This is a genomic window from Nocardia exalbida NBRC 100660 (assembly GCF_000308575.1).
Lineage (GTDB): Bacteria > Actinomycetota > Actinomycetes > Mycobacteriales > Mycobacteriaceae > Nocardia > Nocardia exalbida.
Genome location: NZ_BAFZ01000099.1, coordinates 167,910 through 194,714, shown reverse-complemented (window position 1 = coordinate 194,714; position 26,805 = coordinate 167,910). Strand labels below are relative to the sequence as shown.

Here is a 26,805-nt window from a genome sequence, read left to right as displayed (position 1 = left end):
GGAACTGGCGGCCGCCGAGGTGCCGTTTCTGCTCGTCCGCGACGGCGAGCACCGGCTCGTGCTCGCGGCGGACGCGGCGCACCGCCTGATGGTGCGCCGGGTGACCGCCGCGGCGATCTCGGCCGGATTCACCTGCGTCGAGGTGCAGCCCAACGTCTTCCGGCTGGGGCGCGACCATGATCCGGCGCATCACGTCGAACTGGAACTGTGGGAGTACCACGGTGACACGGTGACCTGTCCGCGCCCGAACGCGCTCACCCGGACGGTCTTCGACCTCGCCGACGTCCAGCGCACGCAGGTGCGGCTGTTCGACCGGACCTGGCCCACCCTGGTGGACATGTTCGCGCCGCAGACCGACGACGTCGGTTTCGACATCGACCTGGTGTTCTCCTGGGTGGACGGCTCCGATCCGGAATTCCGGGCCCGCCGGGCCGGGATGCTCGCCCAGGTCGTGGTCGGCGAGGGAGACGACGCGGACGCCAGGATCCGGCAGATCGACGAGTTGAAGTACGCACTGCGGTCGGTGCACAAGAACGCGCCGTGGATCCGCAGGATCTTCATCGCGACCGACTCCACGCCGCCGCGCTGGCTGACCGCGCACCCGAAGGTGACCGTGGTGCGGGCGGTGGACCACTTCCGCGACGTCAGCGGTTTGCCGGTGTACAACTCGCACGCGGTGGAATGCCAGTTGCAGCACATCGACGGGCTCAGCGAGCACTTCCTGTACTCCAACGACGACATGTTCTTCGCGCGGCCGGTGCGTCCGTCGATGTTCTTCACGCCGGGCGGCGTGAGCCGGTTCATCGAAGCGGACCTCAGAATCGGTCCGGGGCACAGCGACGAGCGGCGCAGCGGTTTCGAGAACGCCGCGCGGGTGAACCGGGCGCTGCTGGCCGATCGCTTCGGTCATGTCATCACCCGGCACCTGGAGCACACGCCGGTGCCGTTGCGGCGCAGCGTGCTGCTGGAGATGGAAGAGGAATTCGCCGGGGACTTCGCGCGCACCAGCGCGAGCCGGTTCCGGGCGGCCACCGACATCTCGGTCACCAATTCGCTGTACCACTACTACGCCATGCTGACCGGGCGAGCGGTGCCGCAGGAGGCGGCGAAGGTGCGCTACGTCGACACCACCAGCTACAGCGGACTGACCTTGCTCGACGGGCTGGCGCGCAGGCGCGACATCGACTTCTTCTGCCTCAACGACGGCAGTTTCCCCGAGGTCGCCGAGTCGGAGCGGGTGCGGATCGTCTCGGAGTTCCTCGCCGCGTACTACCCGGAGCCCGCGCCGTGGGAGCGGTTCAGCACACCGCCTCGTCATCCGCTTCCGGAGTCGACGCAGGGCGCCGCATGACGTGCGGGATGCGCCCGGCGGGCGGGATCACGATGCCCTCCTCCGCCAGCCGCCGCTGCGCCTCCTCCGGCGTCGCGGGAACGCCGACCGTGCTGCCGCGTTCGATCGGCACCACCGAGTGCACCACGGTGTCCGGGTAGATGTGCACGTAGTTGAAGGCCTGCGCGCCGTCCCGGCCGCGCAGGCCGCCCTGCGCCACACCGAGATCCTGGCTGTAGCAGGTGGCCGACGCCACCGAGACCGGGATGCCCGCGAAGGTCGCGCTGGTGGAGAAGTGCAGGTGTCCTCCGAGGATGGCGCGCACGTCGCTGCCGTCCAGCACGTCGGCCAGTCTGCGCTGATCGCGCAGTTCCACGGTGACGGCGAGGTCGACCACGCACGGCACCGGCGGGTGGTGCATGGCCAGGATGGTGCCGAAGGGAGCGGGCTCGGCCAGCACCGAGCGCAGCCACTCCAGCTGGCCGTCGGAGATCTCGCCGTGGTGGTGCCCGGGGACCGAGGTGTCCAGGGCGATGACGCGCAGCCCATCGATCAGGTGCACTCGATCCAGCGGGGAAGCCGTGGGGTACTCGCCGAGCAGGCGGGCGCGCAGGGCGGCGCGGTCGTCGTGGTTGCCGGTCACCCATACAAGGGGCGCTTGCAAACTTCTAGCGAACGGCTCGACGATCGACTTCAGCTTGGCGTACGCGGCGGGCTCGCCCCGATCGGTGAGGTCGCCGGTGAACACGATCGCGGTCGGTCGGATCCGGCTGGCCGCGGCCTGCTCGAGCAGTTGCCGTAACCGCTGGTCGGCGTCGACATCGCCGTACAAGGGGTCGTCACCCGCGATGAGATGTGTGTCGCTGAAGTGGAACAACACGTGATCCGGACGCGGATACTCCGCGACTCTGGTGATGGACACCGGACCGAACTCCTCCTGGCGGTTTGCCCGCCATTGGCTTGGCTCCGTCGCAACGATAGCGTCGGTTACGGACAGGTTTCCCGACGTTTGATGAAGACACGCTTGCGGGAAGGTGAGTTTTCGGTGTCGAACGCTGGGGAAACAACGACCGGTGTGGGATTGGTCACCGGCCGAGCGCGTCGGCGGTGCGCAGGGCGTCCACCACCATCGCGGCATCCACCGTGAAGGGTTCGTTGTGGATGGTCTCGCCCGCGGCGGTCGCCCGCTTCGCGATGGCCCACAGTGTCTCGTCGTCGGCGTCGGGCAGGCCGAGTGCGGCGAGCGTGGTCGGCAAGCCCACCTCGGCGCAGAAGTCGAGCACCGTGCCGATCTCGGACGCGGGCGCGCCCTCCAGCACGAGCTGGGTGACGGTGCCGAAGGCCACCTTCTCGCCGTGCAGGAACGGGCGCGTCCGCGCGGCGGCGGTGAGACCGTTGTGCACGGCGTGCGCCGCGGCCAGTCCCGACGATTCGAAGCCGAGCCCGGACAGCAGCGTGTTGGCCTCGACGACGCGCTCCAGCGCCGGTGTGACGCTGCGCGCGCGGACTGCGGTCAGCGCCTGCGCTCCGTCGGCGAGCAGGGTGCGGTAGCAGAGTTCGGCCAAGGCGGTGGCGCTGCGCGTGGAGGCCCCGCCGCGCATATTGCGCACCTGGGCGGCGCTGCATGTGCGCGCCTCGAACCAGGTGGCCAGGGCGTCACCCATCCCCGCGGCGAGCAGCCGGGCGGGGGCCTGCGCGACCACCGAGGTGTCCACCAGCACGAGTGCCGGATTCCGCCGGACCAGCTGATACGCCTCGAACTCGCCCGCATCGGTGTAGATCACCGACAGCGCGCTGCACGGCGCGTCGCTGGAGGCGGTGCTGGGGCAGCTGATCATCGGCAGGTCGAGATCGTCGGCGACCGCGCGCGCCGCGTCGAGCACCTTGCCGCCGCCCGCGCCGAGGACCACCGTGCTACCGGACTGTTCGACGGCGTGGGCGATCCGCGCGATCTCCGCTCTGCTGCATTCCCCGCCGGACAGATGGATGGAATAGGCGATCTTCGCGTCGGTCAGCGAGCGTTCCCAGGTGTCGGCGAGCAGCCGGAAGGCGCTCGATCCGGCCACGATCAGCACCGGACCGCCGATCCCGAGCCGCGTCATCTCCGCGCCGAGCGCGGCGGTGGCATCCCGGCCCTGCACATAATGTCCCGGCGAGGAGAACACACTCAGCACCTGGCACCTCCCGATTCCGGGCCGCACGTCATCCCGGACCGACCGACGACGATTCAACGTTACGCGAGGGTCCCGCTCCCGTGGCCGTGGTCGGCCGAACTTGCCGGCCCCTCGTTCGGACGGCGCGTCACTGCTCGGCGCGCTTCCGGCAGGAACCGCGGCCCTCCGGGACTGCCAGTGCCGGAACGCATTCCCGCGCTCTCGGGAGCAGGCGATCGCGAGCGCCCCTTCCTCGAGTCGTAAGGAGCGCTCGCGGCCGGATCAACTCGGCGTGGTGAGGGTTTCCGGGAGCAGGCGGGGTCGGTCGCGCTCCCGCTCGCCGAGCAAGGCGAAGTAGCGGCGCAGCATGAGGACGGCGGTGGTGGCCAGGCCTGCGGTGAGGCCCCACCAGACGCCCGCCGCGCCGAGACCCGCGGGGTAGGCCAGCAGCAGGGCGACGGGCAGGCCGACGCCCCAGTAGCCGATCAGCGAGAGCCGGAAGCCCGCGTTGGTCGCCTTCAGTCCGCGCAGCAAACCGTTGCCGATGTTCTGGGCGGCGTCGAAGAACTGGAGCACGATGCCGATCAGCAGCAGGGTGTGCGCGACCCGGATGGTGTCGGCGTCCGAGGAATCGAGGAAGGGGCGCAGCACCAGATCGGGGGCGACCACGTACACCGCGCCCGTCACCGCCGCGATCACCGCGGCGTGCCGCAGCGCGAGCCACGCCAGCGCGCGTGCGTGCGCGTGCTCGTCGCGCGCGACCGCATGGCTGACCAGAATCGACGCACCGTGCGACAGGCCGATCGCGACTTGGAAGACGATGTAGATGATCTGGTAGACGACGTTGTGGGCGGCCAGCGCCGCGGGGCCGATGCTGCCCATGACGAGGGCGAGCACCGAGAACATGCCCGCCTCGGAGCCGTAGGTCAACGCGATCGGCGTGCCCAGTTTCAGCTCGGCGCGCACGGTGCTCGGCCGCACCGGCAACGGCGTCACGGGCAGGGTGCGGCCGAGTTCCTCGTCCCGCCACACCATCGCCCAGAACACGCCGAAGGTGATCAGGAAGACGAGCGAGGTCGCGACGCCGATACCGGTCAGCCCGAGCTCGGGCAGCCCGCCCTTGCCGTGGATGAAGCCGAGGGCCAGCAGCAGGTTCAGCGCCACCGAGCCGAGCGTCACCAGCAACAGCGCCTGCGGGCGCTGCATGCCGACCGTGTATTGGCGCAGCACCTGGAACCACAGGCAGGGCAGCAGGCCCGGTGCGAGCGCCACCAGCAGGGGACGGGCATCGGCGAGCACGCCCGGGTCCTGCCCGAGCCACGGCAGCACCCAGCCCAGCCCGATCAGCACCGCGCCGCCGAGCAGGCCCGCGACCGTGGCGATCGCGAAGCTCGAGCGCAGCAGGTCGCGGATCTCCGGATCCGGCGAGTCGCCGCGCTTGCCTGCCGCGCTCACGGCGGTGGCGATCTGGTTGCCGCTGCCGGTGATCAAACCGACGCACATGGTGCGGATCTGGTTGAACAGCACGATCGCCAGGCCGCCCGCGGCCACCTGCCGCACGCCGAGCGTGCCCATCAGCGCGATGTTGGTGGTGGACACCGCGATCTGGGCCAGCTGGGTCAGCGCGATCGGCGTCGCGAGCGCGGTGAGCCGCCCGCCGTCGCCTCGGAAACTCGTCACGATCACCGGTTCTCCTTCGCAGAAGGCGGGAGCGCGGTCCCGCGCGGGCGCAACGTCATGCGGTACGAGCGATCGGACCTCACCGCGCTTGCACCAGCGTGTTCCTGGCAGCGGGCGTGTAGCGCCGCAGCAGTTCCGCGACCTCGCGTTCGGCCTCGGCGTCGAGCAGGTCGCGATCGTTCATCCAGTCGTCGTCGAACACCGTGTCCAGGTACTTCTCCCCGCCGTCGCAGACGATGGTGACCACGGTCGAGCCCGGCGGGAACTCCTCGAGCCGGGTCAGCCCGGCGTGCACCGAACCGCCCGCCGACCCGCCGATCATCAGGCCGAGCTCGGCCGCCACCGCCCTGGCGGTCGCGAAGGCCGCCACGTCGGAGACCTTCACGCCCTCGTCCAGCAGCGAATAGTCGACGGCGGTGCCGATGGTGGCGCCCGGCGGGGTGCCGGTGCCCGACTGCCAGTACGGGCCGCCGGGCCCGCCGAAGGCGATCGAACCGACCGGCTCGACGCCGATCACGTAGGGCGGGCAGCCGAGCTGGCGCAGCCGGGTCGCGGTGCCGAACAGCGAACCTCCGGTTCCTACCGCGGACAGCAGGATGTCGACCCGCTCGACGTCCTCGAGCAATTCCTCCGCCACCGGGTAGTAGCCCACCGCGTTGGCGTCGTTGTTGTGCTGCTCGGTGAAGAACGCGTCGGGGCGCTCGGCCGCCATCGCCTCGGCCAGGTCCTCCCGTGCCGAGGTGGCGAGATTGTCGTCGCCCTCGTCGGCGACGTACACGAGTTCCGCGCCCATTGCCCGCATCGCGCGCAGTTTGTCCTTACATGCGTGATGGTCGACCACTGCGGTGAAGCGATACCCACGTTCGGCGGCGACTACCGCCAGGCCGAGCCCGGTGTTGCCGGACGTGGACTCGATGATATGTCCACCACTGCGCAGCAAACCGCGACGCTCGGCATCGAGCACCATTTCGCGCGCCATTCTGATCTTGGCCGCGCCGGTCGGGTTGAACTGCTCGAGTTTGAGCAGCAGGCGGGTGCCCGTCGCGGTGGCCGCGAGCTCGAACAGCGGCGTGCGACCGATCAGATCCGTCACGCGCGTGACGAGCGGCATTGATGTCTCCTGGTTCGGGTCGGGAAGTCGGGGTCAGCTACCGTCGCGGGTCCAGCGGAAGCGTTCGCCGGGCGCGTCGTGCAGCACGACTTTCGGTGGGATGGGCAGTTCGTGGAAGGCGGACTCGTTCGAATCCATTTGATAGCCCGCGGTATTCGGGTAGATCAGCAGGTCGCCGACCTCGGCGGGCCGCGGCAGCGGCACCCGGCGCCAGCTCAGCATGTCGGAATCCAGACAGCTGGCCGCACCTACGCACGTCGGCGTCACGGCGCCGGGGCGCGCGGGCCACAGCACCGGATCGGGCAGGTACTCGCTGTCGAACCATTGCTCCGAGAGGCTGAGGCTGGTGCCATCGACGGTGAGCAACCGGTAGGGCTTGCCGTGCGCGTGCCTGGTCTTGCCGCCCTGGACGCGGAAGACGGTGCAGCCCGCGTGCGCGAGCAGCGCGCGGCCCGGTTCGATCGCCAGGCGCACGGCGTTGTCGCGCAATCGCCCGGCGAGATCGTCGTGCTCGAGGATTTGGGTGAGCATGGCCGCGCCGGGCACCGGAAAGTGGTACGGATAGTACGAATCGAAGGACTTCCCGGAGTGGAACCACTGCCTGCCCATCCCCGCGGTGAACTCCAGGGCGGCGTCCGCCGGAACGTAGTCGACGCCGAAGCCACCGCCGATCGACACGGTAGTGGCCGGATGCCCCAGTGTGCGCGCGTGCAGGCAGCGGGCGATCAGCTCGCCCGCCAATTCCGCCCGCGCGACCGCGTCGTAGCCGGACAGGTGAAAACTGAAGCCTTCCAGCCGGATCGGTGCGCGAGCGCCGCACAGCGCCAGCGCGTCCTCGATTTCGCCGGATGTCATGCCGAATCGGCTGGCCGAGGCGGCGGGCAGCACGCGCAGCAGCACGCGCGCGGGCTCCCCGGCAGACGTGAGCGCGGCGAGCCGCTCGAGTTCGCCGAGGTCGTCCACGGCGATCAGCGAACCGTGCCGGGCGGCCAGCCACAGCAGGTCGTCCGCCTTGGCCGGGCCGGTCACCATGAGCTCGGGGCCGCGCACGCCCTGCGCCAGCGCGGCGGTCAGCTCGCCGACGCTGGCGACGTCGACGCCCGCGCCGTGTTCCGCGCACGCCCGCGCCACACAAGCGGCCTTGTTCGCCTTCTTGCCGTAGTAGATCGTGCCGTGCACTCCGGCGCGGGTGAAAGCGGCGCGGAAGGCCCGGATGTTGTGGCCGACCCGTGCCGGATACATCACATGGAACGGGCCGCCCATCGCGAAAGACAAGTCACCGAGCAGGTTCGGATCGGCGAGCAGGCGGCGCTCCCACGGGTCGAGATGCGCGGGCATCGGTGACGCGCTGATCGACTCGTGCGCGTTCGCGTCGGCCCCCGGCTCCACGGCGATACTCGACTGTTCTAGTCCCACCGCGTACCTCCGTGCGCTAGTCCCACAGCGGCACCTCCGTACCCCGGCCCTCCGCGATCGCCCGCTCGGCCAGCGCGTGGGCCACCGCGATGTCGGTCAGCACCAGTCCGCTGTTGTAGACGAAGACGCGTTCGTCGTCCGAGCGGCGCGCCACCGCACGGCGATTCAGGATCTGCGGCAGCTCGGCGTCCACCGCGCGCAGCGTGCCGTCCGGCCCTGCCATGTCGGTGCCGGTCAGCGCCATCTGCTCGGCGCTGGTCGCGATCACGCGATCGGCCTCCGCCAGCGTCGAGGGCGCGAGTCCGTAGCCGACCAGCACCGCCACCGAACCGGGCGCCAGATCCTCGGATTCGAGCGCCACCTCGGTGGCCGGGCCCGCGGTGGCCAGCACGACATCGGCCGTGGCCGCCGCTGCGCGGGGATCGGTCACGGTCTCGAGCAGGGCGTGCGGATGATGCTCGGCGAGTCCGCGGTGCACGGCTTCCAGCCCCTCCGGGTGGGTGCCGTAGACCATAAGTTTGCGCAGCTGCGGGTTGGCGGCGAGCAGATGCGGCAGGGCGTTGCGGCCCTGGGTGCCGGTACCGATCAGCAGCACGCTCTCCGCGCCGCGCCGGATCGTCTCGCGCACCAGCAGCGCCGACACCGCGGGCGTGCGCAACGCGCCGACCCGGGCGCAGTCCATCATCGCGATCGGCGCACCGGTGCTGTCGTCGTAGAGCGTGATGGTCGTGTAGTACCGCTTGGTGCTGCGATCGTGGCCGGGGTCGAACTTGTAGGAGGTCTTCATCGCCACCACGCGCCTGCGGCCGTCCCGGCCGAGCATGGCGTAGGCGACCGACCAGCCGTCCGGGTTCGCGACGCTGAGTTTGCGCGGGTTGTCCGAATCGCCCGCCGCGAAGGCGAGGTACGCCTCCTCCACCGCGCGCACCACCGCGGCCGGTGTGATCGGCACGTCGGCGAGGTCGCTGCGGCTCAACACCCGCAAGGGTGTGCTTCGGTCACGCGTGCTCAAGGGGTCCTCGATCATGTCGTACTGCATCCCGCTCATGAGTGCCGCTCGCGGCCGGCGGGGTGTCCGCTGTCCGGAACGGGGCCACGATTTGTTGCCCGTAGCCATTCTCGTCGGCTTCCTCGGCCCGCCGCTGTCGTTCCGGAAGCCGGATGTTCACTCGCTTGAGCCAGCGGTCGGTGCCGTCGTATCGCGCGGTGAACGGTACCCGGCCGTGCACGGCGACATCGTTGTCCACCAACAACAACTCACCGGGGGACAGCGTGGCGGTCACGCAGACACGTTCGAGTTCGGCGGCGAGTTGTTCGTAGGCTGCGCGGAATTCGGCGTCCGCCTCGGCGAGCGGAGTGTATGCGGGGTCGTAGCGCAGCGTCTGACGGTCGGGCCCGGCAGCGCTCCACAGCGTCGGAACGGCTGCGGCAGAGTAGTTTCCGTATCCATCGCCGTAGGAGACGTCCGGCAGGATCGGCAGGGCGGGAGTGCTGAGCAACGCGCGCTGCTCAGTGGTGAGTTCGATCCGGCGCACCGACGACACGGTGGTGCCAACCAGGTCCGGGTTACGCAGGCAACCGAGCATCAGTAAGTGGGCGCGTTGCGGATGGAAGGCGTCCTCGGTGTGCGGGCTCAGTAGCACTTCGCTACTGGCGCCGGACTGTTCGTGTTCGTGACCAGCCGCGGGAACGATGTTGTTGACCAACCGTCCGCCCTGCTGCCCCTGCCAGCCGAACGGCTCACCCGTACTGCGCGCGAGCAAGAGCATGACCAGGTCGAGTTCGAACGAACGCGCACGGCGCACCGGGTCGCCGCTCCAGCTCGCCGCCTCGCGCCAGCTCGGCGGAGTGGGCCCGAATTCGTTGTCCGCCAGCGGAAGACGTCCTACGATCGCGGCGCCTGCCGCGGTGGCCGGCGGGCGCATGGCATCGCGCACCTCGGTCGGGAGTTCCGCGGCGGCCGCATCGATCCGTTCGATGATCGCCGGGTCCGTGAGGGTGCGCGCGGCGGTGGCCGGATCGGTGAGCGCGTGATCGAGTGTGGCGGATATCGCTCTGGCGAGCTCCCGCACCGCCCGGCCCGCCTGCGCGGACATCTCACGTCGTTCGAGGTCTTGTGGGTGAAGCGTCTTACGTTCGGAGAGAACGCTTTTCACCAAGAGTCCCTTCTTCGCATCGGTTCGAAAAGCAGGGGTCACGTTCTGTATGCGAAGGTATCCCTTCCGGGTTAGTGAAGCAAGGCTTACCTAAGCGAGTCGGCGAAAAAATAGCCGGATCGTATGACCACGCTTCGGTCCGGGCCCACGGTCGGCGGGTGCGCTCGCGCCCGATTCGGGAGTTTGCGGGCGGTACGCCCTTGCGCTGCCGTTTCGGTGCCGGAATCGGCGAGTCGCGCAATCCATTAGGCTAGCCTGTCCTGATCAATACACTGGGTGGGCGGTACCGAGGTGGGTTCGGTTCAGGAATGAGGGCAGCGCAATGGTTTTGAATCGACGGCAACTGCTGCGGTCGAGTCTCGGGGCGGGGGCGGTGTTGCTGGTAGCCGCCTGTTCCGACGGCGCGGACTCGTCCGGCCCCGCGCGGCGCGGCGGCACGCTGCGGGTGGGCGCGCTCGGCACCGCCGCTCGCATCGAACGCGACCCACACGCCAACCTCAGCAACGACAGCGACTTCCTGATCGCCTCCCTGGTGTACGACGCCCTCACCGTGCCGGGCGATAACCCGAATGTCGTGCCGCGCTTGGCCACTCGCTGGGAGCCGGACGCCGATCGGCGGCGCTGGAGTTTCACCCTCGCCGAGAACGCGACCTTCCACGACGGATCACCGGTGACGTCCGAGGATGTCGTGTGGTCGCTGCGCAGGCTGCGCACGGTCGGTGGCGCGTCGAAAATGCCGGTGGCCGTGGAGGACATCACCGCCGACGGGCCGAACCGCGTGATCCTCGCGGTGCCCGAGCCGAATAACCAACTGCCGCTGCTGGTCCGGCTGATGACCTTCACGGTGAAGAAGGACAGCACCGATTTCACCGAGGCGGTCGGCAGCGGACCGTTCCGGCTGGAGTCCTATCAGGGCGGCAACGCCCGGTTGGTGCGCAACGAGCAGTGGCACGGCGGGCCGCCGCCGCTGGACGCCATCGAGGTCACCATGTTCGAAAGCGTGACCGCGCTGGGCAACGCGGTGCTCGGCGGGCAGATCGACCTCGCCTCGAACGTCGGCGCCATCGCGGGACGCACCGCCGAGGGCCGCGGTGACCTGACAGTCGTGCGCCGCGCGAACGATACGGTGGTCGGCGTCGCCATGCGCACCTCCGACGGGCCGTTCGCCGATCCGCGGGTGCGCACCGCCCTGCGGCTCGGCGTCGACCGCGAAGCTCTGGTCAACCAAGTGCACTCCGGATACGGAACAGTGGCCAACGACGTTCTCGGCACCGGCGACCCGCTCTACGACACCTCCCTCGCCCAGCGCACCCGCGACGTGGACCGCGCGAAGGCGCTGCTGCGCGAAGCGAATTTCGACACCGGGCGTGGCTATCCGTTCGTCACCAAGGCCGAGGCGCCTGGTGAAGTCGAGTCGGCGAAGGTGATCGCCACCCAGCTCGCCGAGATCGGTGTGCGGCTGGACGTGGTCACCCAGGAGCCGAACGCCTTCTACGACCAGACCTGGCTGAAGGCGCCGCTGTACACGATCTCCTGGGGCACGAACGATTCCACGCTCTTCTTCGCGAGCAAGTTGCTGGCGGGCGGATCGAATCGCAACGAGACCGCCTTCAAGGACGCGGCGTTCGACGCGGCCACGGCGAAAGCGCTCGGCGCGCACAGCGACGAGGAATATCAGCAGGCCGCAGAGGAACTACAGCGCATCCAGTACGAGCGCGGCGGATACCTGGTCTGGGGCATGGCCGACGGTATCGACATCGCCGCTTCCCGGGTGCGCGACCTGCCGACGCTCGGCGGCTTCGCCCGCGTCCAATTGGAAAGGGCTTGGCTGGCCGGGTGATCTCCTTCGCGCGACTCCTGCTCCGGCGCGTCATCCTGCTGGTGACGCTGCTGGCCTGCGTCTTCGTCGCCGTGGACCTGCTGCCGGGCAACACTGCCCGCGCCGTCCTCGGCCGGGAGGCCACGCCGGAACAGATCGCGGCCAAAGAACACGAACTCGGACTGGACCGCCCCCTGGCGGTGCGGTTCTGGTATTGGATATCCGGCGTCGTGACCGGTGATTTCGGGCGAACGGCGCGCGGACGGCCGGTCAACGACCTGCTCGTCGACAAGTTCCCGCCGACGCTGCTGCTCGGTGGGCTCGCCCTCGCGGTGACCGTGCTCGCGTCGCTCGCGCTCGGCGCGTGGTGGGCGACGCGTCCGGGTAGCGTGGCCGCGCGCGTGTTGCAGCCGACGACGACCACCGCCGTGGCGGTTCCCGAGTTCGTGATCTCCACGCTGCTGATCCTGGTGTTCGCGCTGGCGCTCGGGTGGCTGCCCGCGGTCACCATCACCGGCCGTTCCGGGATGCCCGCCGGGCCCGAGATGCTGGTGCTGCCGGTGCTGGCGCTCGCGCTGCCCCAGGCCGGGTGGAACACCAGGGTGGTGCGTGCCGCCCTGGCCGACGCCGCGTCGGCGCCGCATGTGGAAAGCGCGGTGCTGGACGGTATTTCGAGCCGCACGGTGCTGGTTCGGCATGTGCTGCCGTTCGCGCTGCCGACCATCGTCGCCAGCTTCGCCACCACGGTGGGGATGCTGCTCGGCGGGGCACTGGTGGTGGAGACCGTCTTCAACTACCCCGGTCTCGGTGCGGTCCTGGCCGGCTCGGTGGCCGATCGGGACACCTCGGTGGTCGCCGCGGTGGTCGCGCTGTCCGGGGTGATCATCATGATCATGCTGGCCGCCGCCGACGGCATCCGCGGCTGGTCGTCGCGGGGGCGGCGATGAAGCCATCCTCCGAGATCGCGAGTCCGGCGCGGCGACGGCTCGGCCGTCTGACAGTCGCGCCCGCGCTGCTGGTCACCCTGCTGGCGGCGCTGGGCCCGACGCTGGCGCCGCACCCGGCGGAGCAAGCGATCGGCATCCCGTTCGGCGATCCCGGCGCCGGCGCGCCGCTGGGCACCGACCGGCTGGGCCGCGACGTGCTCAGCCAACTGCTGTACGGCGGTTGGGGATTGCTGCTGGTGGCCGCCGTCATCGCGGTGACGGTGACCGGGGTGTCGTGTGTCCTCGGCGCGGTCGCGGCGCTGCGCCCGCGGATCGGCGAGTGGATCGAACTGGGCACCGACCTGTTCATCCTGCTGCCCGCGGTGCTGGGGATCCTGCTCGTGCTGACCTCGTGGCCCGACGCAGGCACCTGGGGCCTGATCGTGCTGGCGCTGTTGTTCGGCGTCCCCTATTGCGCGCGGATCTTCACCGCCGCCGCTGCCGGGGTCGCGGCATCCGGATACGTCGAGAGCGCGCGGGCCGCCGGTGAGTCGCTGACGCATCTGGTGTTCCGGGAGGTGATCCCGAATCTGCGCGAAGTGTCGACGACCCAGCTCGGGCTGCGTTTCGTGGCTGGGGTCTATCTCGTGAGCACGGCGTCCTTCCTGCAACTGCCCACGACGCTCGGTGCGACCAACTGGGCGGTCATGGTGCGCGAGAACACCTCCGGCATGCTGCTCAATCCATGGGCCGTGCTGGCCCCGAGCCTCGCCATCGCGATCGTCGCGGTGAGCGTGAACCTGGCGGTCTCGGCGTTCGGGCGAGGAGAGCGGGAATGAACGTGACGGTGCGGCACGGCCGGACGGTGCGGGCGGATGATGCCGGACCGGTGACCGGCGATCTCGTCGCGGTCGATGACCTGACCGTGCTCGATCGGGACGGGCGGAACTTGGCGGGGCCCACCACGTTCCGGATACCGGCGGGAACGGTGACGGCGCTTACCGGTCCGTCCGGTTCGGGTAAGACGACGGTGATGCGGGCCCTGCTCGGACAGCTGCCCTCCGCCTCGGCGCGAGCGACAGGTTCGGCGTCGGTTGCCGGTCACGACGTGCTCACGCTCGATCCTGCGGCGCTGCGACGATTTCGGCGGCGGCACATCGCCTACGTCGGACAAGATCCGGGATCCGCGCTGAACCCGCTGTTACGCGTACGCGCGCTGCTTCGTGAGGTGTCGCCCAAGGTGTCGGAGTCCACGCTGACCGAAACGCTGGCGCTCGTCGGCCTCTCGTCGGATTACCTGCGCCGCCGTCCCGGTGAACTCTCCGGCGGCCAGCAGCGCCGCGTCGCCCTCGCCAGAGCGCTGATCCGCCGCACCGGAGTGCTGGTGCTCGACGAACCGCTCGCCGGGCTGCACGGCGCGCTGCGCACCGACATCGCCGGACAGCTCGCGGCACTCGCCCGCGAGCGGATGACCGCGATCCTGCTGTCCGGTCACGACACCGCCCTCGTGCACTCGATCGCCGACGACATCGTCGAACTCGGTGTGGTGCCTCAGGTATCCGTGCCTCCGGTTCGTGCGACCGCTTCGGCAGCGAGAACATCCGGTGTGGTGACCGGGTCCGCACCCGGCCCGTCGACCGCCACGTCCGCTGATCCGGTCGACGCCATGGCGGTCGGTGGCCAGGCCGAGCTCGCGCCGGTGCCCGACAGCGGATGGTCGCGGCCCGGCGGCCCCGATCCAGCACGAACTGCGGCGGCGGGCGGACGCGAGCAACGCACCGTGCCGGACACTCCGTCACGGTCCGCCGGTCGGACGCCCAACGGTGTGGCTGTTCGACGCGACGAGCCGAAGCGGGCGGACGAATGCGAACCGGCGAGCAACGGTCACGCGTCCTCCGCTGTCGTCGCGACCGACGCTCGACCGCCGGATTTCGCGCTGCGCGCCGAGGGGATCAACGCCTCGATCGACGGACACCAGGTGCTCGCCGACATCGATTTCGCGCTCGAAGCGGGTTCGGCGCTCGCGGTGGTCGGCGCGTCGGGCGCGGGCAAGACCACTCTGGCGCGCGTCATCGCGGGGTTGCACCGTTCGGCGACCGGATCACTGGAGTTGCGCGGGAACCCGATCGTCGTGGGCGCGAACAGGCGAATCCGCTACGGCGCGGGCGGCATCCAGTTGGTCACCCAGAACCCTCGCTCCGCGCTCAACCCGCGCCGCACCGTGGCGCAGACGCTCGGCCGTCCGCTGCGGCGGATCGGGCGCGTCGCGCGCCGGGACCTCGCGCGGCGGGTCACCGAACTGCTCGCCGCGGTCGAACTGTCCGCCGATCTGGCCGCCCGCTACCCGCACGAGCTGTCCGGCGGACAACGCCAGCGCGTGGCCCTGGCGCGCGCCCTCGCCGCCGAACCCGCCGTGCTGCTGTGCGACGAGATCACCTCGGCACTGGACCACACCACCGCGTCCGCGATCATGGCGCTGCTGGACCGGATCCGGGCCGAACGCGACACCGCCCTGCTGATCATCACCCACGACATGGCCTTGGTCGCCGAATACTGTCCCGGCCTGCTGGTCCTCGATCAGGGGCGGATCGCCGAATCGGGTCACACCGGAACCGTTCTCGCCGCGCCGACGCACAACGCGACCAACGAGTTGCTCGTCTGAACCGCCACGGGTCATGCGCACGGCCGACACGCCGTGGACTCCGTCACCGGCTTCCCGCGGGCACGAGCCGTCACCTGGATCATGGAAGGGATGTTGCGAAAGACCGGCGTCTCGGCCGCCGTCGTGGTGATTCTCGGGCTCGCCGGTTGCGGGATCGACCGCACCCCGATCCCGGAGGGCATTCCGCCCGGACCCGGGGCGCCGCTGCCCGTGATCGACCTGGACGCTCCCGGCCGCACGGCCGACCAGTTGCGCGGCTGGGCAGGCGAGCAGGCCGGGCGGCTCGGCATCCCGCAGGTCGCCCTGGAGGCGTACGGCTACGCGGCGGCCGTGATGACCAGGGCCCGCCCCGACTGCGGCATCGCGTGGACGACGCTGGCGGGCATCGCGAGCGTGGAGAGCGGGCACGGCACCCATCGCGGTGCGCGGCTCGGCGATGACGGCTCGATACGCCCGCCGATCATCGGCATCGCGCTGGACGGCTCGCCCGGCGTCGCGCTGGTCGAGGACACCGACCGCGGCGCACTCGACGGCGATCCGGTGCACGACCGCGCCGTCGGCCCGCTGCAGTTCATCCCGGAGACCTGGAAGCGCTGGGGCGTCGACGCCAACGGAGACGCGACCGCGGATCCGCAGAACATCGACGACGCCGCGCTGACCGCCGCCAGGTACCTATGCGCGAGCGGCGGCGATCTCACCTCCGAGCACGGCTGGCAGCAAGCGTTGCTCACCTACAACCAGTCGCGCAGCTACCTGCTGACGGTGCGCGATCGAGCCGCGAGTTACAGCGTCGGCCGCCGAGTGTGATCCTCCGGTCCCCGGAGTGCCGGTTACCCGCCTCGCTGCCGGGACGATAGGCTCGCAACGCACGGCCCATCCCGTGAGACCAACCGTGTCAGCAGCCGAAGGAGTGTCGTTTTCGTGGCCATCATCGAACAGGTCGGAGCTCGCGAGATCCTGGATTCCCGCGGTAACCCCACCGTCGAGGTCGAGATCGCTCTCGACGACGGCACCCTGACCCGGGCGGCCGTCCCCTCCGGCGCGTCCACCGGCGAGCACGAGGCCGTCGAACTGCGCGACGGTGGCGAACGCTACGGCGGCAAGGGTGTGCGCAAGGCGGTCGATGGTGTGCTCGACGAGATCGCGCCGGCCGTCATCGGCTTGGACGCCGTGGAGCAGCGCACCGTCGATCAGGTGCTGCTGGATCTGGACGGCACCCAGGACAAGTCCCGGCTCGGCGCCAACGCCCTGCTCGGTGTCTCGCTGGCCGTGGCCCGCGCCGCCGCCGAGTCCTCGGGGCTCGAGCTGTTCCGCTACCTCGGCGGTCCGAACGCGCACGTGCTGCCCGTCCCGATGATGAACATCCTCAACGGCGGCGCGCACGCCGACACCGGCGTCGACGTGCAGGAATTCATGGTCGCCCCGATCGGCGCGCCCACCTTCAAGGAGTCGCTGCGCTGGGGCGCGGAGGTCTACCACGCGCTGAAGTCGGTGCTGAAGGCCAAGGGCCTGTCCACCGGCCTCGGTGACGAGGGCGGTTTCGCACCCGACGTCGCGGGCACCAAGGCCGCGCTCGACCTGATCAGCGAGGCCATCGCTAAGACCGGCCTGAAGCTGGGCAGCGACGTGGCGCTCGCCCTGGACGTCGCGGCCACCGAGTTCTACAGCACCGGCAGCGGCTACAAGTTCGAGGGCGTCGTGCGCTCGGCCGAGGAGATGGCGCAGTTCTACGCCGACCTGATCGGCGCCTACCCGCTGGTGTCCATCGAGGACCCGCTGTCGGAGGACGACTGGGACGGCTGGGTGACCCTGACCGACCAGATCGGCGAGAAGATCCAGCTCGTCGGCGACGACCTGTTCGTCACCAACCCGGAGCGCCTGGAAGAGGGCATCGCCAAGGGCGCCGCCAACGCGCTGCTGGTGAAGGTCAACCAGATCGGCACGCTCACCGAGACCCTGGACGCGGTGGAGCTGGCGCACCGCAACGGCTACAAGACGATGATGTCGCACCGGTCCGGCGAGACCGAGGACACCACCATCGCCGACCTCGCCGTCGCGGTGGGCAGCGGCCAGATCAAGACCGGCGCCCCCGCTCGCAGCGAGCGGGTCGCCAAGTACAACCAGCTGCTGCGCATCGAGGACGCGCTCGGCGATTCGGCTCGTTACGCCGGCGACGTCGCGTTTCCTCGCTTCGCGTTCGAAGGCTGACCTGCGGTACGAGCGACGGGCCCTGAGGAGGTAGCGGTGCGTGACCACCCAGGGCCCCGGGAGTGCCGCGAAGCAGAGACCGAGGCGTGAGATGACGGAGCGACGTGCGCGTGGGACCAGTCCGGCCGGACGTGGGGACCGCCGCACGTCGCGAGCCGACGGATCGCGCCCGGCCGATGCCGCGGCCAAGCGCGGCCGCAGGCGATCGGAGAGCGCGGAGAAGCCGAAACCGCGCAAGAGCGCGCGGGGTTCGGCCGTCGGCAGGCACGACCACACGTTCCTGGGCCTGTCCACCGGCAAGGCGGTGATCCTCGCGATGGTGGTGTGCGGCCTCGCGCTCACCCTCGCCGTGCCGATGCGCACGTACTTCACCCAGCGCGCGGAGGCCGCGCAGCTCGCGCAGCAGCGCGAGGAACTCGAGGCGGATCTGGCCCGGTTGCGGGATCGCCGTGCGCAGCAACAGGATCCGGCCTACATCCGGACCGAGGCGCGGGACCGCCTTCGCCTGGTGCTGCCCGGCGAGACGCCGTACATCGTGCAGGTGCCCGGCATCGAGGCGCCCGCCCCGCCCCCGGCGCCCACCAGAGCCAGGCAACCCGATCCCTGGTACACCGAGCTGTGGCGCAGCATCGCCGAGCCGCAGCCGACGCCCGCGGCCGCTCCGGCGCCGCCCACCGCACCGCATGCACCGGAAGGACCTAGGTGACCGCCCCGAACGACCAGGATCTCGCGATCATCGCCGAGCAGCTCGGCCGTGCGCCGCGCGGCGTGCTCGCCATCGCCTATCGCACCCCGGACGGGATCCCGGCCGTGGTGAAGACCGCGCCCCGGTTGCCCGACGGCACCCCTTTCCCGACGCTCTACTATCTGACCGATCCCCGGCTCACCGCGGAGGCGAGCAGGCAGGAATCCGCCGGTGTGATGCGTGAGATGACCGAGCGGCTGGCCGCCGACGCGGAGCTGGCCGCCGCCTATCGCGCCGCACACGAGAGCTATCTGGCCGAACGGGACGAAATCGAATCGCTCGGTACGGATTTCACCGGCGGCGGGATGCCCGAGCGGGTCAAGTGCCTGCACGTCCTGATCGCGCACGCACTGGCCAAGGGGCCGGGGGTGAATCCGCTCGGCGACGAGGCGGTTGCGCTGGCCGCCGAGCACGGCCTGCGTGGCACCGCCGTTCCGGCCGACTGGCCCGCGCCGCGCCCGACCGGCCCGCGAGAGACTGGAGCACAGTGATGAGTGACCGCGTAGCCGCCGTGGATTGCGGCACGAACTCCATCCGACTGCTGATCGCCGACGTGCTCGGTGACGGGCGCCTGGCCGACGTGCACCGCGAGATGCGCATCGTCCGCCTCGGCCAAGGGGTCGACGCGACCGGTTCGCTGGCGCCCGAGGCGATCGAACGCACCCGCGCCGCCCTGGCCGACTACGCCGCGCTGATGCGCGAGGCGGGCGTGGGCCGGGTGCGGATGGTGGCCACCTCCGCCACCAGGGACGCCGCCAACCGCGAGGACTTCTTCGCCATGGCCAGGGCCGAACTCGGTACCGTGGTCGCGGGTGCGGAAGCGGAGGTGATCACCGGCGACGAGGAGGCGCGCCTGTCGTTCGCGGGCGCGATCGGCGAACTGTCCAGCGCCTCGGGTCCCTTCGTCGTGGTGGATCTGGGCGGCGGATCGACCGAGCTGGTGTTCGGGGACAGCGCGGGGGTGCGATCGGCGTTCTCCGCCGACATCGGCTGCGTCCGGATCACCGAGCGCTGCCTCGCGGGCAACCCGCCCACCGCCGAAGAGATCGCCGCGGCCCGCGCCTTCGCCACCGAGCGGTTGACCGAAGCGTTCACCCACGTCCCCGTGGAGGGCGCGCACACCTGGGTCGGCGTTGCGGGCACGATGACCACTTTGGCCGCGATCGCGCTCGATCTTCCCGAATACGACTCGGAGCGGGTGCATCTCACCCGATTGACCATGGACCAGGTCCGCCAGGTCTGCGACCGGCTGATCGCCATGGACCACGATCAGCGCGCCGCGCTGGGGCCGATGCACCCGGGCCGGGTCGACGTGATCGGCGGCGGCGCGGTCATCACCGAGGTGCTCGCGGAGGAACTGTCCCGGCGCGCGGGCATCGCCGAACTGGTCGTCAGCGAGCACGACATCCTCGACGGCATCGCCCTGTCGATCGCCTGACGGAGCTTCGTCCGGGCGTCAGTTCTGCGGTTGGTGGCCGTCGAGGCGTGCCTCGGCGTGAGTCTCCGCTCCCGTCCGGGCTCCGGTGCGGCCTGCGATACGGGCTTTGCCGACCGCGATATCGGCGAGCCGAGACAGCGATTCCTTGTTCCTGGGCACCAAGAGCAGCTCTTGCAGCACGTTGGGCATCAGGTTGCCCAGCCCTCGCTCGGCGTGCTCGTACATCCGGATCTGGGTCTCGCCGGGCGCGGTCTCCACGAGTTCCAGACGGATCCACGCGGCGCCGAGCGGCGAGAGTTTGGCCTCGAGTTCGAGCATGTGCGGCGGGTCCACCGACACGACCTGCGTGGTGTCGTTCACGGTGAACGGCCACACACCCGCGCTGTAGTGCAGCTGGGAGCCGACGCCGGGCCATTCGCCGTCGACGTCGCGGATGTGCGTGGCGCCGACCACCCAGGCGCAGAACAGCCATCCGTCGGCGAGAACGTCGAAGACCTGTTCCGGTGTCGTCGGCACGGTGATTTCCACGTGGACCATCAGCTCAACGCTTTCTGGGGGTAGGCCGCTGCGGGTTTGCCTGTCGATTGCGGGGTGCCCGGTGGTGCGGCGGGCAAACCACCTGCCGCGACCCGGTTGCCCGACGGGCGTGAACAGAACATACGAATCCTCCACAACGCTGTCCGAGCTGCGATCTTCTAAGAATGGTTGAAGCGGCAACACCACGGCTCGGTTGGTCTCGGAATGTCGATGTCGGGTAGTTTGGCTCGGTTCTATGACCCAGGTCACGAGTTCGCCGATTCCCGGTACCGCCGGGACGGTCATGGTTTGCGCGGAGGCTGATCGTCGCCGCCATCGCACCATGGATCAGCAAATTCCTGGCCGGCGTGCATCACCTCGCCGTATGGGTACAGAACACCAAGCACAGCAGCACGATCTAAGGAGAACGCGTGACTAACCCCGGGCCACAAGCCGATCCGGCGGGTGATGTCTCGTCTCGGTGGGGCGGTTTGTTCCGCACCAAATCCATCGAACAGTCGATCCGCGACACCGACGAACCCGACTCGAAACTCCGCAAGGACCTGACCGCCTGGGACCTCACCGTCTTCGGCGTCGCCGTCGTGGTCGGGGCGGGCATCTTCACCCTCACCGCACGCACCGCGGGCAATGTCGCGGGACCGTCGGTCTCGCTGGCCTTCGTATTCGCCGCGATCGCCTGCGGGCTGACCGCGCTGTGCTACGCCGAGTTCGCGTCCACCGTGCCGGTGGCGGGCAGCGCCTACACCTACTCCTACGCCACCTTCGGCGAGCTCGTCGCCTGGATCATCGGCTGGGACCTGATCCTGGAGTTCGCCCTCGCCGCGGCGGTGGTGGCCAAGGGCTGGTCGCAGTACCTCGGCGAGGTGCTCGGGGACATCTCCCCGATCGCGCACCTCGGCCCGGTGACCTTCGACTGGGGCGCGGTGCTGCTGATCGCCGTGCTCGGCGTGCTGCTCGCCACCGGCACCAAGATCTCCTCGCGGGTGTCGGCGGTGGCGGTCGCCATCAAGCTCGGTGTGATCGCGCTGGTGCTGGTCGTCGGCTTCACCTATTTCAAGTCCTCGAACCTCTCGCCCTACATTCCGCCGTCGCAACCCGGTGAGCGGGGCGAGGGCCTGCGGCAGTCGCTGTTCTCCTATCTGACCGGCGCCGGGGACAGCAACTTCGGCTGGTACGGCCTGCTCGCCGCGGCCAGCCTGGTGTTCTTCGCGTTCATCGGGTTCGACGTGGTCGCCACCACCGCGGAGGAGACCCGAAACCCGCAGAAGGCGGTGCCGCGCGGCATCTTCGGCTCGCTGATGATCGTCACCGTCCTGTACGTCGCGGTGTCGCTCGTGCTCACCGGCATGGTGCCCTACACCGAGCTGTCCGGCGGTGACGCGACGCTGGCGACGGCGTTCGCCATCCACGGGGTGACCTGGGCGAAGAACATCATCTCCATCGGCGCCCTCGCCGGGCTCACCACGGTGGTCATGGTGATGTACCTCGGACAGACCCGGGTGCTGTTCGCGATGGCGCGCGACGGACTGATGCCGCGCAGGCTCGCGCACACCGGCGCCAACGGCACGCCGGTGCGGGTCACCGTCATCGTCGGCGTGGCGTGCGCGCTGCTGGCCGGGTTCGTGGATTTCGGCACGCTGGAGGAGATGGTCAACATCGGGACGCTGTTCGCGTTCGTGCTGGTATCGATCGGCGTGCTCATCCTGCGACGCACGCGGCCGGACCTGCCGCGCGGATTCCGGGTGCCGCTGGTGCCGCTGATCCCCATCCTGGCGGTGCTGTCGTGCCTGTGGCTGATGCTGAACCTGTCGGTGGAGACCTGGCTGCGGTTCCTGGGGTGGATGCTGATCGGCTTCGTCGTCTACTTCGCCTACTCCCGGCGCCACTCCCTGGTCCGGAAGGCCGCCGCCACCCCGTAGCGCGGCCCTGTTCGGCGTGCCGGAGGCCGGCGGATAGCCTGACGCGGTGTCGCAGCGTGAGTTGGTTGTTCTCGGAACCGCGAGTCAGGTGCCGACGAAACAGCGAAACCACAACGGGTACCTGCTCCGGTGGGACGACGAGGCGATCCTGTTCGACCCCGGTGAGGGTACGCAGCGGCAGATGACCTACGCCGGTGTGTCCGTCACCGGGATCAGCCGGATCGCCATCACCCATTTCCACGGCGACCACAGCCTCGGGCTGGCCGGAGTGGTGCAGCGGATCAACCTCGATCGGGTGCCGCATCCGGTCGACGTCTGCTTCCCGGCGTCGGGCGCCGTGTACTACGACCGCTTGGTCAACGCGACGTCCTACTATCACCGCGCCGAACTGCGGCCGCGCCCGGTCGCGGGTCCCGGCCCCGTGGACTTGCCGGGGGCGCCGTTCACGGTGACGGCGGTACGGCTCTCGCATCCGGTGGACACCTTCGGCTATCGGCTCAGCGAGCCGCCCGGCAGGCGCATCCTGCCGGATCGGTTGCGCGCCTTGGGGTTGCGCGGACCGATCATCTCCGAGCTGCAACAGCGCGGCGAGGTCGAGTTCGACGGTCGCACCATCACTTTGGCGGAGATCAGCGAGCCCCGAGCCGGTCAGAGCTTCGCCTTCGTGATGGACACCCGGCTGTGTGCCGGGGTCGGCGAACTCGCCGCCGACGCCGACATGCTCGTCATCGAAGCCACCTTCCTGGACGCCGACGAAGACCTCGCCGTCGAATACGGCCATCTCACCGCGGGCCAAGCCGCGCGGGCCGCCGCCGACGCGGGCGTCCGCACCCTGGTCCTCACCCACTTCTCCCAGCGCTACCGCGACCTCGACGAGCACCTGGCCGAAGCGGCGAAGTACTTCACCGGCGAGATCCACATCGCCACCGACCTCGCCCGAATCCCGGTGCCACCCCGGCGCTGACGCCCGACACGCCGAGCCGACCGGCGGACGTTAACACCGGCCCGCCCAGACCGATCTAGTTCTCTGGGACGCCTGCCGACCCGGGCTCGAAACAACCGCCACCGGCGCCGGTCACCCGACCGCGCCCTCCGGCATCCGCCCACGGCCGACGCCCCGCCACCCCGAGGAACACTCGGAATTCCGGTACAGCCGTACGACTCGGTACGCTGTCCCGGACGCCCCTATAGCCCAATTGGCAGAGGCAGCGGACTTAAAATCCGCCAAGTGTCGGTTCGAGTCCGACTGGGGGCACTTACGAAGCCGCAAGTAGATCGTTTTCTCCGCCTTCCGGTCCGACCGTGTCCGCGCCCGCAGTCCGCAGTGAGTCCGCAGCAGCGGCCAGAGCTCCCCGGTTCATCGGTCCGCGACCGGGTCCAGGTCGTCATCGAAGCGATGCCCCTACAAGTCCAAGGTCAACGTCGCCGTCTTGTGACCCAGCATCTTCTGCACGATCTTGATGTTCGCGCCGACACTGATCGCCAACGACGCCGCGGTGTGCCGAAGGCCGTGCCCGTCACCAGCGACGTACGTTGCTGAACGAGACACCCGAATCCGCCGACGCTCGAGGTCGAACCGACATCACCGTCAGACTTGAACACCTAGCCAGGAGGCAAACCCGGCAAGGCTGCTGGTTTGCCTGCGCTGTGCGGCTGCGATGCCGTGGACGGTCTCCCGGACGGCGGGGTGTAGGCGGGTCTGCTGTGGTGCGATCCGGCGGGCGTTGTTCAGGGCTTCCAGCGCCTTATCCGGTTTGCCGATCATCAGCCACGCGCGGCTTACGTCCTGCCAGTGGTGCCCTGCGCGCGGCGGTGCGATCTTCTCGGGGAGCGCGAGAACTGAGCCTTCCCGCGCAGCCCTATCGGGGTTACCGACTTCCAACGCCACGGCAACGGAATGAATGCCGACATTGGCTGGGCCGAACAGGGTGCCGTAGAGGTCGGATTCGCCAGGCATGGTCTGGGCGAGACGTCGCGCGTGTTCGATGTGCTCGGCGGCGGTATCGGGACGGACAGCACGGGCAGCCACGATCGCCCCGCACAAGTGCGCGTATCCGCGCACAGCGTTAGCAGCCTCTCCATTGCCTTCGATTCCGTCGAGCGCGTCTTCAACCAGCCGTAGGCCTGTGTCGTTTGCGTTGTGGTACATGAGAACTCGCGCCCGCTTGACCTTGGCTTGCGCCTGATACAGCGGATCGTCCGCTGATTCGGCGGCCCATTCCAGACGGTCGAGCACAGTCGGCGCGAGCTGAATGAACCCGAATCTCCTGCACAGCCGTTCTGTCGTGACGTACGCAGCACACATCAGCGAGAACACTGCACCGCGCTCATCTTCGCGAGCCTCGTGCAGCGCTCCGTACAGGTTCCGCAGTAGGCCGGGAATCCGCGCAAGGGCAATGCGGCCCCTATCATTCCGATACGCGAGGTCCACAGCAGCCATTTCGGCGGCAAGCTCGGCCAACGGGAGCGGTTCAACAGCCCGCACGTATCGGCCTTCGGCAAGCACCGCGCGCAACTCGGCAAGCCCGTCCAGCGGGCCGTCCTTCTCGATGAGATCGCGGTATGGTGCGCCGGTCAGCCGTTCGGGTTCCACCCGGAGCACCCGCGCGGCGGCAGCGAGGAAGGCCGGGCTGGCAGGCTCCCGGCCCTGCTCAACCGCCTTGACCATAGCCAGGCTGTAGTTGGCGCGGTCGGCTAGCTGTAGCTGGCTCAGGCCCGCGATTTTCCGCTCGGCCGCGACGGACTGACCGGCGTGGGGCGAAGGGCTCATGTTTCCAGGGTACGTCCCTATTCCAGGGTGCCGCCCTTGTTCGGATGCGTCCCTATTCCGGACCTATCCCTTCGGGTGATGAAGGTTTACGAGGCTTCTCCTCGGCCCCACCGCCCGGTGCAACGTCGAAGTCCCTCGGCGGTGGGTGCATGCCAACTCATCAGGGTGGAACAGGCGACAGGGGAACGCGATGGAATGGCTTACCGATTCACCGACATTGCGCCGCGTGGTTGCAGGGCTGCGGCGGCTGGAGATCTATCCGCCAGCGTGTAGGTGGACAGACCCATTGCGTGGGCGGTCGCACGCCCATCACGTCATGGCGATCCACGCCGGACATCGCTGCCCTCGGTACTCGATGGCCGTCGCGTACCTGGAAAAAGGGAGTTGGTCGTGATCACTCTGGGCTACGCAGTCGCTATCGGCCTGCCGCTGGTTGTGCTGGTGCTGGCGATCTTCTGGCCGCCGCGCATTCCCCAGGACCGTACCGTGGACGCGATCCGCCAGCGCATCGAGGAAGAGGATGACTCGCCACCTGCGCAGTACGGCCCCAGCTCCGGCCCACCCCGGTAGGGGCTCTGCCGACCCGTACGGGGTCGGTGCCAACCCTCGCAGACCCGGGCAAGTTTGAGGCAAACCCGCGAGCCGAGAGTGACTTTGGGGAGTGTCGTCGGACATTTCCGCAGGTGGCGGGCCGACTTGTCAGGCGACCCGGAGGTTCTTAAATCCGCCAAGTGTCGGTTCGAGTCCGACTCGGGGCACCAGCGAGGTCGCGGATAGATCCGCTTTTTGTCGTCAGGCTTGCCGGTGTCGGCGTCCTCGGTCCGCAATGCGTCCGCAGCAGGGATGAGCGCTCCTCGGTTCATCGAGTCCGCGACCACATCCAGGTCGTCATCGACTAGATGCCTACCGTGGCGGCTCTTCGAACGTCAAAGGTGCACCCGAGTTTTCTCGGGTCGCGCCACTACGTCCGACCTCTACACGGAAGCTTGGGTGCCTGCGCTAGGGCGTCGGCCCGCTCCAGGAGAACTCCGCCGACCAGGTCAACCCTGCCGTGTGGTCGGTAAGGATCAGCTCGAAATCCCAGGGTGGGTCCGCGATGTCGTCCGGAATCGGAGCCTGGAAGGTCCTGATCGTTCGTGTCGCCGAGGTCGATTCACCGGCCACTACCTCCGATGTCCCGAAGTTGGAGCGCAGGACGGCATTGACCTCGTAGTCCCAGATCGAAGGCGCGCGTTCGTCGAGCGCGGTCGCGGTGTAGAGGAACTCGATTCCGTTGGGATCGAGCGTGATCGGTCCGATCCAGGCCTCGATCGGACCTTCATCGTCGCTGACGAAGGCTGGATCCGTCAGCATGGCCAATCGTCCCCGTGGATCGCACAACGGCGCGGAGTAGACGGTGTCATTCGGCCAAGACAGTCGCCTCACCCAGGGGCCGTCGGTGGTGACGTCGTCGATGGTCAACTCGATGTCGACCGGTGCCATATCCACGTCGAGATCCGGCAACGTGAAGGTGGTACCGGCGTGGGTGTCGGACGAGCTAGTGCCCCAGCCGACCTCGGTGGCCACACCGTTGGCCAGTGCCGACACCCCGACCTGGTAAGTCCGCAACGACGGCGCGGCACCGCCGACCGCTTGCGCTGCGAGGGACAACCGCAACCCGGTCGGCGTACGCAGCGCCGGTCCGACCCAGCTCAGAATTCCGTTGCTGCCGTCGGACACGAATTCCGGGGGTGCCCACACGGCCAGGACACGATCGGTAGTGCGCTCGCTCGGTGACATCGTCGGCTGTGCTCCTCTGGATCGCGGTGGTGGACGCGGAAACGGCCGGTTCGGCCCGGCAATCGGCCTCGATCAACGTAACAGTGACGCGCACCGGCCGCTTCTGCTGTGCACCGGTCCCCTCGGCATGGGCGGCGATCGGGTGACGATCACCCG

General features: G+C 69.3%; 23 protein-coding genes, 1 tRNA gene and 1 pseudogene. 14 read left to right on the top strand and 11 right to left on the bottom strand.

Going from position 1 to position 26,805, the window contains the following annotated elements; genetic code table 11:
• A partial coding sequence (locus ON29_RS24125) for a stealth family protein (protein WP_040869675.1) occupies positions 1 to 1,351 on the top strand: 1,351 nt, incomplete at its 5' end.
• On the opposite strand, the gene ON29_RS24120 is transcribed toward ON29_RS24125, so the two are convergent.
• The 7 genes from ON29_RS24120 to ON29_RS24090 all read right to left on the bottom strand — a co-directional run bounded on the left by ON29_RS24120 (position 1,299) and on the right by ON29_RS24090 (position 9,786).
• Positions 1,299 to 2,252 (bottom strand): phosphodiesterase, encoded by a 954-nt coding sequence (locus ON29_RS24120; RefSeq protein WP_040869673.1) that lies wholly within the window; start codon positions 2,250 to 2,252, stop codon positions 1,299 to 1,301. The two genes, ON29_RS24125 and ON29_RS24120, sit on opposite strands and share 53 nt — an antisense overlap.
• Positions 2,253 to 2,415: 163 nt before the next feature.
• The gene (locus ON29_RS24115) at positions 2,416 to 3,504 is read right to left on the bottom strand and encodes a glycerol dehydrogenase (protein WP_040869671.1); all 1,089 of its coding nucleotides are present in this window, start codon (positions 3,502 to 3,504) and stop codon (positions 2,416 to 2,418) included.
• A gap of 261 nt (positions 3,505 to 3,765) precedes the next feature.
• Entirely contained in the window at positions 3,766 to 5,163 is a 1,398-nt protein-coding gene (locus tag ON29_RS24110; RefSeq protein ID WP_373283912.1) for an MATE family efflux transporter, read from the bottom strand.
• Between the two features lie 79 nt (positions 5,164 to 5,242).
• Positions 5,243 to 6,274: a PLP-dependent cysteine synthase family protein gene (locus ON29_RS24105; RefSeq protein WP_040869667.1), complete on the bottom strand. Its 1,032-nt coding sequence runs from the start codon at positions 6,272 to 6,274 to the stop codon at positions 5,243 to 5,245.
• Positions 6,275 to 6,307: 33 nt separating this feature from the next.
• Positions 6,308 to 7,612, bottom strand: a complete 1,305-nt coding sequence (locus ON29_RS24100) for an alanine racemase (protein ID WP_051175547.1) — start codon at positions 7,610 to 7,612, stop codon at positions 6,308 to 6,310.
• A 94-nt stretch (positions 7,613 to 7,706) separates the two neighbouring features.
• Entirely contained in the window at positions 7,707 to 8,669 is a 963-nt protein-coding gene (locus ON29_RS24095; protein WP_040869666.1) for an ornithine cyclodeaminase, read from the bottom strand.
• Between the two features lie 19 nt (positions 8,670 to 8,688).
• Positions 8,689 to 9,786, bottom strand: a complete 1,098-nt coding sequence (locus tag ON29_RS24090; RefSeq protein WP_040869665.1) for a TauD/TfdA family dioxygenase — start codon at positions 9,784 to 9,786, stop codon at positions 8,689 to 8,691.
• Positions 9,787 to 10,168: 382 nt separating this feature from the next.
• Between ON29_RS24090 and ON29_RS24085 the strand changes: the two genes are divergently transcribed.
• The 9 genes from ON29_RS24085 to ON29_RS24045 all read left to right on the top strand — a co-directional run bounded on the left by ON29_RS24085 (position 10,169) and on the right by ON29_RS24045 (position 19,644).
• On the top strand, positions 10,169 to 11,686 hold the full coding sequence (locus tag ON29_RS24085; RefSeq protein WP_040869664.1) for an ABC transporter substrate-binding protein: 1,518 nt from the start codon (positions 10,169 to 10,171) through the stop codon (positions 11,684 to 11,686).
• The gene (locus ON29_RS24080) at positions 11,671 to 12,612 is read left to right on the top strand and encodes an ABC transporter permease (RefSeq protein WP_245549087.1); all 942 of its coding nucleotides are present in this window, start codon (positions 11,671 to 11,673) and stop codon (positions 12,610 to 12,612) included. Before ON29_RS24085 ends, ON29_RS24080 begins: the two co-directional genes overlap by 16 nt.
• Entirely contained in the window at positions 12,609 to 13,430 is an 822-nt protein-coding gene (locus ON29_RS24075) for an ABC transporter permease (protein ID WP_040869662.1), read from the top strand. The genes ON29_RS24080 and ON29_RS24075 overlap by 4 nt, the downstream gene beginning before the upstream one ends.
• On the top strand, positions 13,427 to 15,253 hold the full coding sequence (locus ON29_RS35005; protein ID WP_051175534.1) for an ABC transporter ATP-binding protein: 1,827 nt from the start codon (positions 13,427 to 13,429) through the stop codon (positions 15,251 to 15,253). Before ON29_RS24075 ends, ON29_RS35005 begins: the two co-directional genes overlap by 4 nt.
• Positions 15,254 to 15,343: 90 nt before the next feature.
• Complete coding sequence (locus ON29_RS24065) at positions 15,344 to 16,060, top strand: lytic transglycosylase domain-containing protein (RefSeq protein WP_051175546.1); 717 nt, start codon at positions 15,344 to 15,346, stop codon at positions 16,058 to 16,060.
• 114 nt (positions 16,061 to 16,174) lie between these two features.
• The gene (gene eno / locus ON29_RS24060) at positions 16,175 to 17,461 is read left to right on the top strand and encodes a phosphopyruvate hydratase (RefSeq protein WP_040869660.1); all 1,287 of its coding nucleotides are present in this window, start codon (positions 16,175 to 16,177) and stop codon (positions 17,459 to 17,461) included.
• 91 nt (positions 17,462 to 17,552) lie between these two features.
• A complete protein-coding gene (locus tag ON29_RS24055; RefSeq protein ID WP_040869659.1) occupies positions 17,553 to 18,167 on the top strand; it encodes an FtsB family cell division protein in 615 nt (204 codons plus the stop codon).
• The gene (locus ON29_RS24050; protein ID WP_040869658.1) at positions 18,164 to 18,697 is read left to right on the top strand and encodes a DUF501 domain-containing protein; all 534 of its coding nucleotides are present in this window, start codon (positions 18,164 to 18,166) and stop codon (positions 18,695 to 18,697) included. Before ON29_RS24055 ends, ON29_RS24050 begins: the two co-directional genes overlap by 4 nt.
• Positions 18,697 to 19,644 carry a Ppx/GppA phosphatase family protein gene (locus ON29_RS24045; RefSeq protein ID WP_040869657.1) on the top strand — a complete coding sequence of 316 codons (948 nt, stop codon included), beginning with the start codon at positions 18,697 to 18,699 and terminating at the stop codon, positions 19,642 to 19,644. Before ON29_RS24050 ends, ON29_RS24045 begins: the two co-directional genes overlap by 1 nt.
• An 18-nt stretch (positions 19,645 to 19,662) precedes the next feature.
• Here the strand turns inward: ON29_RS24045 and ON29_RS24040 are convergent, their stop codons facing one another.
• Complete coding sequence (locus tag ON29_RS24040; protein WP_063825367.1) at positions 19,663 to 20,181, bottom strand: SRPBCC family protein; 519 nt, start codon at positions 20,179 to 20,181, stop codon at positions 19,663 to 19,665.
• Positions 20,182 to 20,591: 410 nt separating this feature from the next.
• Here ON29_RS24040 and ON29_RS24035 point away from each other — a divergent pair, with 410 nt between their 5' ends.
• The 3 genes from ON29_RS24035 to ON29_RS24025 all read left to right on the top strand — a co-directional run bounded on the left by ON29_RS24035 (position 20,592) and on the right by ON29_RS24025 (position 23,355).
• Positions 20,592 to 22,100, top strand: coding sequence for an amino acid permease (locus tag ON29_RS24035; protein WP_040869655.1), 1,509 nt, complete (start codon positions 20,592 to 20,594; stop codon positions 22,098 to 22,100).
• Between the two features lie 46 nt (positions 22,101 to 22,146).
• The gene (locus ON29_RS24030) at positions 22,147 to 23,064 is read left to right on the top strand and encodes a ribonuclease Z (RefSeq protein ID WP_040869653.1); all 918 of its coding nucleotides are present in this window, start codon (positions 22,147 to 22,149) and stop codon (positions 23,062 to 23,064) included.
• A gap of 217 nt (positions 23,065 to 23,281) precedes the next feature.
• Positions 23,282 to 23,355 (top strand) — tRNA-Leu (locus tag ON29_RS24025).
• A 1-nt stretch (position 23,356) separates the two neighbouring features.
• Here the strand turns inward: ON29_RS24025 and ON29_RS38000 are convergent.
• Positions 23,357 to 23,613 (bottom strand): annotated as a pseudogene (locus tag ON29_RS38000) (site-specific integrase); the annotation flags it as partial.
• 75 nt (positions 23,614 to 23,688) lie between these two features.
• On the bottom strand, positions 23,689 to 24,870 hold the full coding sequence (locus ON29_RS24015; RefSeq protein ID WP_040869652.1) for a helix-turn-helix domain-containing protein: 1,182 nt from the start codon (positions 24,868 to 24,870) through the stop codon (positions 23,689 to 23,691).
• 390 nt (positions 24,871 to 25,260) lie between these two features.
• Here ON29_RS24015 and ON29_RS24010 point away from each other — a divergent pair, with 390 nt between their 5' ends.
• Complete coding sequence (locus ON29_RS24010; RefSeq protein ID WP_157172881.1) at positions 25,261 to 25,440, top strand: hypothetical protein; 180 nt, start codon at positions 25,261 to 25,263, stop codon at positions 25,438 to 25,440.
• Positions 25,441 to 25,869: 429 nt separating this feature from the next.
• Here the strand turns inward: ON29_RS24010 and ON29_RS24005 are convergent, their stop codons facing one another.
• Positions 25,870 to 26,649 carry a hypothetical protein gene (locus ON29_RS24005; RefSeq protein ID WP_157172880.1) on the bottom strand — a complete coding sequence of 260 codons (780 nt, stop codon included), beginning with the start codon at positions 26,647 to 26,649 and terminating at the stop codon, positions 25,870 to 25,872.
• Positions 26,650 to 26,805 lie beyond the last annotated feature (156 nt).

Coding starts and splice junctions, on each gene's coding strand:
- ON29_RS24065 (WP_051175546.1), top strand. CDS start 15,344: ATGTTGCGAAAGACCGGCGTCTCGGCCGCCGTCGTGGTGATTCTCGGG.
- ON29_RS24090 (WP_040869665.1), bottom strand. CDS start 9,786: ATGTCCGCGCAGGCGGGCCGGGCGGTGCGGGAGCTCGCCAGAGCGATA.
- ON29_RS24055 (WP_040869659.1), top strand. CDS start 17,553: ATGACGGAGCGACGTGCGCGTGGGACCAGTCCGGCCGGACGTGGGGAC.
- ON29_RS24005 (WP_157172880.1), bottom strand. CDS start 26,649: ATGTCACCGAGCGAGCGCACTACCGATCGTGTCCTGGCCGTGTGGGCA.
- ON29_RS24085 (WP_040869664.1), top strand. CDS start 10,169: ATGGTTTTGAATCGACGGCAACTGCTGCGGTCGAGTCTCGGGGCGGGG.
- ON29_RS24045 (WP_040869657.1), top strand. CDS start 18,697: ATGAGTGACCGCGTAGCCGCCGTGGATTGCGGCACGAACTCCATCCGA.
- ON29_RS24015 (WP_040869652.1), bottom strand. CDS start 24,870: ATGAGCCCTTCGCCCCACGCCGGTCAGTCCGTCGCGGCCGAGCGGAAA.
- ON29_RS24105 (WP_040869667.1), bottom strand. CDS start 6,274: ATGCCGCTCGTCACGCGCGTGACGGATCTGATCGGTCGCACGCCGCTG.
- ON29_RS24040 (WP_063825367.1), bottom strand. CDS start 20,181: ATGGTCCACGTGGAAATCACCGTGCCGACGACACCGGAACAGGTCTTC.
- ON29_RS35005 (WP_051175534.1), top strand. CDS start 13,427: ATGAACGTGACGGTGCGGCACGGCCGGACGGTGCGGGCGGATGATGCC.
- ON29_RS24100 (WP_051175547.1), bottom strand. CDS start 7,612: ATGCCCGCGCATCTCGACCCGTGGGAGCGCCGCCTGCTCGCCGATCCG.
- ON29_RS24075 (WP_040869662.1), top strand. CDS start 12,609: ATGAAGCCATCCTCCGAGATCGCGAGTCCGGCGCGGCGACGGCTCGGC.